This is a genomic window from Streptomyces sp. GC420 (assembly GCF_009916105.1).
Lineage (GTDB): Bacteria > Actinomycetota > Actinomycetes > Streptomycetales > Streptomycetaceae > Streptomyces.
This window is the reverse complement of record NZ_JAAAXQ010000417.1, coordinates 1-6,295: the sequence shown is the minus strand read 5'-3', so window position 1 is coordinate 6,295 and position 6,295 is coordinate 1. Positions and strand designations below refer to the sequence as shown.

7 protein-coding genes are annotated in these 6,295 nt (G+C 74.4%); 4 read left to right on the top strand and 3 right to left on the bottom strand.

Features of this window, described 5'->3' with window-relative positions; genetic code table 11:
* From GUY61_RS32845 to GUY61_RS32835, 3 genes are all read right to left on the bottom strand, one after another.
* Positions 1 to 1,392, bottom strand: a 1,392-nt coding sequence (locus tag GUY61_RS32845; RefSeq protein WP_166633970.1) for an MFS transporter, incomplete at its 3' end; no start/stop codon positions are given.
* 144 nt (positions 1,393 to 1,536) lie between these two features.
* Positions 1,537 to 1,707, bottom strand: coding sequence for a hypothetical protein (locus GUY61_RS32840; protein WP_166633969.1), 171 nt, complete (start codon positions 1,705 to 1,707; stop codon positions 1,537 to 1,539).
* A 337-nt stretch (positions 1,708 to 2,044) separates the two neighbouring features.
* A complete protein-coding gene (locus tag GUY61_RS32835; protein ID WP_166633968.1) occupies positions 2,045 to 2,215 on the bottom strand; it encodes a hypothetical protein in 171 nt (56 codons plus the stop codon).
* Positions 2,216 to 2,580: 365 nt separating this feature from the next.
* Between GUY61_RS32835 and GUY61_RS32830 the strand changes: the two genes are divergently transcribed.
* From GUY61_RS32830 to GUY61_RS32815, 4 genes are all read left to right on the top strand, one after another.
* Positions 2,581 to 3,669, top strand: a complete 1,089-nt coding sequence (locus GUY61_RS32830; RefSeq protein WP_166633967.1) for a radical SAM protein — start codon at positions 2,581 to 2,583, stop codon at positions 3,667 to 3,669.
* Entirely contained in the window at positions 3,666 to 4,490 is an 825-nt protein-coding gene (locus tag GUY61_RS32825) for an iron-containing redox enzyme family protein (RefSeq protein WP_166633966.1), read from the top strand. The genes GUY61_RS32830 and GUY61_RS32825 overlap by 4 nt, the downstream gene beginning before the upstream one ends.
* Positions 4,487 to 4,687, top strand: a complete 201-nt coding sequence (locus GUY61_RS32820; RefSeq protein ID WP_166633965.1) for an aroma-sacti cluster domain-containing protein — start codon at positions 4,487 to 4,489, stop codon at positions 4,685 to 4,687. The genes GUY61_RS32825 and GUY61_RS32820 overlap by 4 nt, the downstream gene beginning before the upstream one ends.
* A gap of 149 nt (positions 4,688 to 4,836) precedes the next feature.
* Positions 4,837 to 6,295, top strand: a 1,459-nt coding sequence (locus GUY61_RS32815; protein WP_166633964.1) for an adenylate/guanylate cyclase domain-containing protein, incomplete at its 3' end; no start/stop codon positions are given.

The window sequence follows — 6,295 nt, the reverse complement described above, 5'->3', positions numbered from 1 at the left end:
GAGCTGGGCGGCGCCACCGGCTCCGGGGTGTCCGGCGGCGGCACGGTCCTCGGATTCGCGCTTCTCCGTCCCGCGGTTCTCCGTCCCGCGGTTCTCCGTCCCGCGGTTCTCGGGTTCGCGGTGCTCGGGTTCGCGGTGCTCGGGTTCGCGGTCCGGCCCTGGCGCGCTCCGCGGGCCGGCGTCGTCCGCGCCGCGCGGAACGCTGCGGGCGGAGGGAGCGAAGGTGACCACGGCGGCGGACAGCGCGAACACCGCGCCCAGGACCAGGAACGTCCCCTCCGTGCCCAGCCCGGCCAGCAGACCGCCGGCCGCCAGCGAGCCGAAGGGCTGCACCAGCGAGGAGAGGAAACTCGCGGCGCTCTGTACCCTCCCCACCCGGTCGTCCGGGGTGACCTGGAGGAGCTTGGAGAGGAATCCGACGCTGGCCACCATCGACAGGCACATGCAGGCGCCGCAGATCAGGCCCGCCACCAGGGCCTCCCGCACGACGGCCATGGCCCCCGCCGCGGCGACACAGCTCCAGCAGGTCGCCGCGATCAGTCCCCAGCTGTGCCGCTCGGGCCGCAGTCTGGGTGCGATCAGTGCGCCCGCCAGCGCGCCCGCCGAGATGGAGGACATCACGAAGCCGCCCCCGACGCCGGACCGTCCGCCCTCCGAGTAGACCGTCAGGGCCGTGAAGGTCATCGCACCGAAGGCGAAGTTCATGCCGAGGCCGAAGACCAGCAGCACGGTACGGAGGAAGGGGATCTCCCACAGGAAGACGAGTCCGGCGGTCATCTCCCGGCGGCTGAACGCCGACGCGGGCCGCACCGCCGCCTTGGACCGGGTCCGCACCAGGGCCACGCAGAGCGTCGACAGCAGCAGTCCGGCGGCCTCCAGGGCGAAGGGCAGCACGGCGCTGAAGGTGAACAGCGCACCGCCGACGAGCGGACCCACCAGCCGGGCGGTGGACGTCCGGGCCTGGAGCCTGGCGGTGGCCGCGCCCATGTCGTCGGAGGGCACCACCGTACGCAGCAGGGCGAAGGCCGCGGGGCCGTACAGACTGCTGATCACCGCCCCCGCTCCGGCGACGAGCAGGACCAGGAACAGCGGCGTGTGCCCGGTCCAGACGGCGACCACCAGAGCCGTGACCACGGCGAGGCTGCCGATGTCGCACAGCAGCATCAGCCGGCGGCGCTCCAGGCGGTCGGCCATCACGCCGCCGGGCAGCATGGTGACGAGGATCGTGGCCACGGAGACGGTCGAGATGGCGCCGGCCTGGACGGCGGACCCGGTTTCGCGCAGCACGAGCAGCGGCAGTGCGATCGCGCTCATCTGGGCACCCAGGACGGCGAAGAGACCACTCAGCCACAGCAGACGGAAGTCACGGTTGTTACGGAGTGAGGTGGCCATCGTCGGCTCCCACGGTCGTAGGGGGGCGGTCCTGACTGACCGTCCGCGAAACGAGGAGGGGCGGTCTCCGTGGTGACGGAGCCGCCCCGCTTCCGGTCGGTCGGCCGTGCGCCGGGCCGTGAGGGCCGGCGCACGGCTCGGACGTCACTTCTCCGACATGACCACGCTGATGACGCTGACGCAGCTGCCGTCGGCCACGGTGTCCGAGTTCACGGCCGTGGTTCCCTGAAGGTCGAGCACGGACGCGCTGTGCGCCTCGACCTCGGGGGTCTCGTCGTTGTTGTCGTCGGCAGCCGGCTTGGTGTTCTCGGTCATGGCGTTCTCCATCCACGTGTCGGGAATTGCGGTCGGTCGGTCGTACGGAAGGCCGGTGAGCCGGGGAGCCACGGCGTCCCCCGCAGGCCGCGAGGGCCGCGGGGAACCGCCGGGGCTACCAGGGCTGAACAGGGCCGTCGAGCTGTGCGAGCCGTGAGCTGTGCGCCGGGAGGCAGGTGAACTGTTGAGCCGGGGAGCCGGTGAGCCGGAGCAGCGAAGCGCCGTGAGCTGCGAGGAGCCGTGGCTGCGAGGGCTCGGATCCTGAAGGCCGTTCGATTTGGGGAGCCTCGGATACGGGAGCCGTCGGGCCGCGAGGGCCCGGCTCATGGCTCGGACGTCACTGCTCCGACATGACCACGCTGAGCACGCTGACGCAGCTGCCGGCGGCGTCCGCGTCGGAGGGGGCGGCCGCGGTGCCCTGGAGGTCCAGCACGGACGCGCTGTGCGCCTCGACCTCGGGGGTCTCGTCGTTGTTGTCGTCGGCGACCGGCTTGGTGTTCTCGGACATGGGTGTCTCCATCCGCTCAAAGGTGTGGTGACTGCCAGTCGGAGGACGGGGGGTGTTCCGTTCCCGTCCTGCCGGGCGGCGGGCTTGCGCCTGCCGATGCCGAGAACGTTAGGAAGGCCGGCCCGGCAAACGCCCCGGCGCCGGTATGGCACCGGTATTCCCGCAGGCCGAAGGGCATGGGCCGGTACGGCGGCACTGCGCACGGCCGCCCCCGCACCTCCCCCGAGCTGCGGCCATACCGCTGTCGAACCGGTCTCGGACCGATGCGGAACCGGTGACGCGGAGGCTGTGACGGACGCACACGTGACGCGGGCCCCGGGGAGACCGGCCCGCGCACCGACACGGCCCGGAAGGAGGCGGCACCAGTGGAACTCGCCGAGCTCATAGGTCTGCGGCCGGTGCCGGCCGCCGGGCTGCTGCTCACCCTGACCCGTCGCTGCCCGCTGAGCTGCGCGCACTGCTCCACCGCGTCCACGATGGAGTCGCGCGAGGAACCGGACGCCGGACAACTGCGCCGCTTCGTCGGCTCGTTCACGGCCGAGGACCGGCCGGACGTCATGATGCTCACCGGCGGCGAGCCGCTGCTGCTGCCGGACCTGGTGTCCCGGCTCGCCGGCTCGGCCCGCGTGTCGGGAACGCGTACCGCACTGCTCAGCGGCATGTTCTTCGCCCGGGCCGGCACGGTGCCCGAGCGGGTGATGCGGGCCGTCGCCGCCGTCGACCACTTCTCGGCGAGCCTCGACGCGCACCACGAGCGCGAGGTGCCGCGTCCCGCCGTGTTCCGGGCGCTGCGGGCGATACGGGAGGCCGGAATCCCCGTCAGTTTCCACCTGACCGGCACCGGCCCGGCCGACCCCTACCTCGCGGACGTCACCCACGCCATCGACAGGGAGTTCGACGGAACGGTGCCGGTCCTGGTCAACGAGGTGCGGGCCTTCGGCCGGGCCGCCTCCTGGGCGGGCCGGGCACGCACGGCCGTCGACACGGACCGCGCCCTGCCCTGCGCGATGGCGGCATGGCCGGTGGTCGCCTTCGACGGCACGGTCCTGGCGTGCTGCAACCAGGACGTGGTGGACCGCCGTCCCGCCCCGCCGCACCTGCGGCTGGGACACATCGGCGCGGACGACTGGACGACCGTGCGCCGCCGCTCGCTGGACTCCCCGATGCTGCGGATGATCCGCACGGTGGGGCCGTCCCACCTGCGCGCACGGTACGCGCCGGCTGCCGCTCCCGCCCGCTCGTACTGCGAGGACTGCCGGCTGCTGGCGACCCTGCCGGAGGTCACGTCGGGGGCGGAGGCCGTGGCGTCCGGCGCGGTGGGCGCACTCCTCGACCTGACCGCCGCACGCAGGCAACTGGCCGAAGGCCCCGTGGCACTGGCCGCCCGCCACGGCTGCGCGGCGTACGCTCCCTGGCTCCTGCCCCGGCAGGCACGACAGCGGGCGCACCGATGACGGCGCTGCCCTCGCCCTCGCCCTCGCCCTCGCCCACGCCCACGGCACCGGCACCGGCACCGGCACCGGCACCGGCACCGGCAGCCCCGCAGGGAGCATCCGCCTCGGCGCGGCTGGAGGCCAAACTCGCGCTCGCCGAACCGGGGTTGCGCGCCGCGACGGCCGGGCTGTGGCAACCGGGCGGCGCGCGGGCCCGCTACCGCGCCTACCTGTGTGCAATGCACACGGTCATCCGCGCCTCCGTCCCCCTCATGCGGCGGGCCCTGGAACGCTCCCGTCTGCTGGCCGAGGCCGGCGACCCGCTCGGGCACCCGCTGGCCGGCTACCTGGAAACGCACATCCAGGAGGAGGCGGGCCACGACGAGTGGCTGCTCGACGACCTGGCCGCGGCGGGGGCGGACCCGGCCGAGGCCCTCGGCCCCGTACCGCCGCCGCTCGTCGCCGCGCTGGCCGGAGCCCAGTACTACTGGATCGAGCACCACCACCCCGTGGCCCTGCTCGGCTATGTCCTCGTCCTGGAGGGGCACGCGCCCGAGGCCGGGCTCGCCCCGTACCTGGCCCGTCTCACCGGCCTGCCCCGGGCGGCCTTCCGCACGGTCGAGGCGCACGCCCGGCTCGACGACGGCCATGCGGCCGACCTGCGCGCCCTGCTCGACGCACTGCCGCTGTCGCGGCACCACGAGTCGGCCGTGGCCGTCAGCGCGCTGCACACCATGGACGCGCTCACCCAGTTGTTCGTCCGGCTCGGGCGCTGCGCACCGGCCGGGGACGTGCCGGTGCGGGAGGCCGGACGGTCCGTATCGATCGGAGGTCCCGAATGACCGAACCACCCGACCGGCTCGCCGAGTTGTACGGCGCCGGCTTCGCCGTCGACCTGCTCACGGAGGAACAGCGCCAGGTGCTCACCGACCTGACGCCCGAGGAACTCGACCTGCTGCTCGACATCAAGGGCCGTCTGGACGCGGTGGGCCCCGAGGTCGAGGCGCACGGCGAGATCGCGGGCGGCGCCCTCTTCTGACCCCGTACCCGCCTCAGCCCCCTGTTCCCGGCCCGGTCCCAGGACGTCCTGGGACCGGCCCCGGGCGCACGGCCCGTCGTCAGGTGCGCCGGTCCCGCCGTCGCGGGCCGGTGCACGGCGCACGCCGGGCTTCCGGAGGAAGGACCCCGATGAACTGCTCCTCGTGCGGGCAGGACCTGCCCGAGACGGCACGGTTCTGCCCCTTCTGCGGCACACCGCGCGGTGCGGCACCGGCCGCCGGCGTGCTGCCGGCACCTGCTTCGGCGCCGTCCGACGAACGGAAGCCGGCGACCGTGCTGTTCTGCGACCTGGTCGGCTCGACGGCCCTGTCGGAGGCGCTCGACCCGGAGATCCTGCGCACGGTGACCCTGCGCTACTTCGCGGCGATGAGCGAGCGGATCGAGGCCCACGGGGGCACCCCGGAGAAGTTCATCGGCGACGCGGTGATGGCGGTGTTCGGCGTCCCCGTGGTCCGGGAGGACGACGCCCGGCGGGCGCTGGCCGCCGCGCTCGGCATGCGCGAGGCCCTTGCCGGGCTGAACGCGGAGCTGGAGACCTCGCCGGGCATCCGCCTGAACATCCGTATCGGAGTCAACACCGGTGAGGTGGTGGCTGGTTCGGACACCACCGCACGGCAGGCCCTGGTATCGGGCGAGACGGTCAACGTCGCCGCGAGGCTGGAGCAGAACGCCGGGCCCGGGGAGATCCTCATCGGCCGGCGGACGCTCCTCGCCGCGGGCCCCACCGTGGTGGTGGAGGAGGCGGGACCGCTCAGCCTGAAGGGCAAGAGCGAGCGGGTGCCGGCCTACCGGCTGCTGGCGCTGGGCGCCGACGACCCGGAGCTGCTGCGCCGCTTCGACGTGCCCTTCGTCGGCCGCCGGGACGAGCTGGCGGCGCTGGACCGGGCGCTGGGCAGCACGGCGGACGGCCCGATGATCCTGCGGATCACCGGGGAGGCGGGTGTCGGCAAGACCCGTCTCGTGAGGGAATGGCTGTCCGGGCGGGCACGCCGGGGCGACGCACCCGTCCACGGTTCCGGAAGGTGCCGCAGTTACGGGGAGCACGGCACCCTCGCCCCGCTCGCCGACGCGGTGAGGGGACTGCTCGCGTCCACCGGGAGTACGGCAGCGGCGGCACCGGAGGTACTCGCGCCACCGGCGACACCCGCGGCGCCGGAAACACCGTCCGCCTCCCCTGCGCGAGCCGCCGCCCGAGCCGCTGCCGCCGTGTCCACCGCCACCGCCCGAGCTGCGTCCGCACCGTCCCGGGCCGTCCGGCCCTCCCCCGACGCGGCCGCGGACCGTGAGGCCGACGACGCGATGACCCTGCTCGCGGGCGGGCTGCTGCGGGACGGCACCCCCAACGCCCCGTTCGAGGACATGTGCGCGGCGCTCGCCACCGTGCTGCGCCGAGCGGCCCGGCACCGGCCGGTCCTGCTGGCGTTCGACGACTGGCACTGGGCGGCGCCACTGCTCGAACGGGCCCTGGCACGGCTGCACGCCCTGCTCGGCGGCGCCGCGGTGCTGACCCTGTGCCTGGGGCGGCCCGCCGTCGGGCCGGAGGGGCAGCCGGAGGGGCAGCCGGAGGGGCCGGCGCACGGCGCCGAAG

Bases quoted from the DNA above. Each gene is read 5' to 3' on its own strand.
- GUY61_RS32840 (WP_166633969.1), bottom strand. From the start codon at position 1,707: ATGACCGAGAACACCAAGCCGGCTGCCGACGACAACAACGACGAGACC.
- GUY61_RS32835 (WP_166633968.1), bottom strand. From the start codon at position 2,215: ATGTCCGAGAACACCAAGCCGGTCGCCGACGACAACAACGACGAGACC.
- GUY61_RS32825 (WP_166633966.1), top strand. From the start codon at position 3,666: ATGACGGCGCTGCCCTCGCCCTCGCCCTCGCCCTCGCCCACGCCCACG.
- GUY61_RS32820 (WP_166633965.1), top strand. From the start codon at position 4,487: ATGACCGAACCACCCGACCGGCTCGCCGAGTTGTACGGCGCCGGCTTC.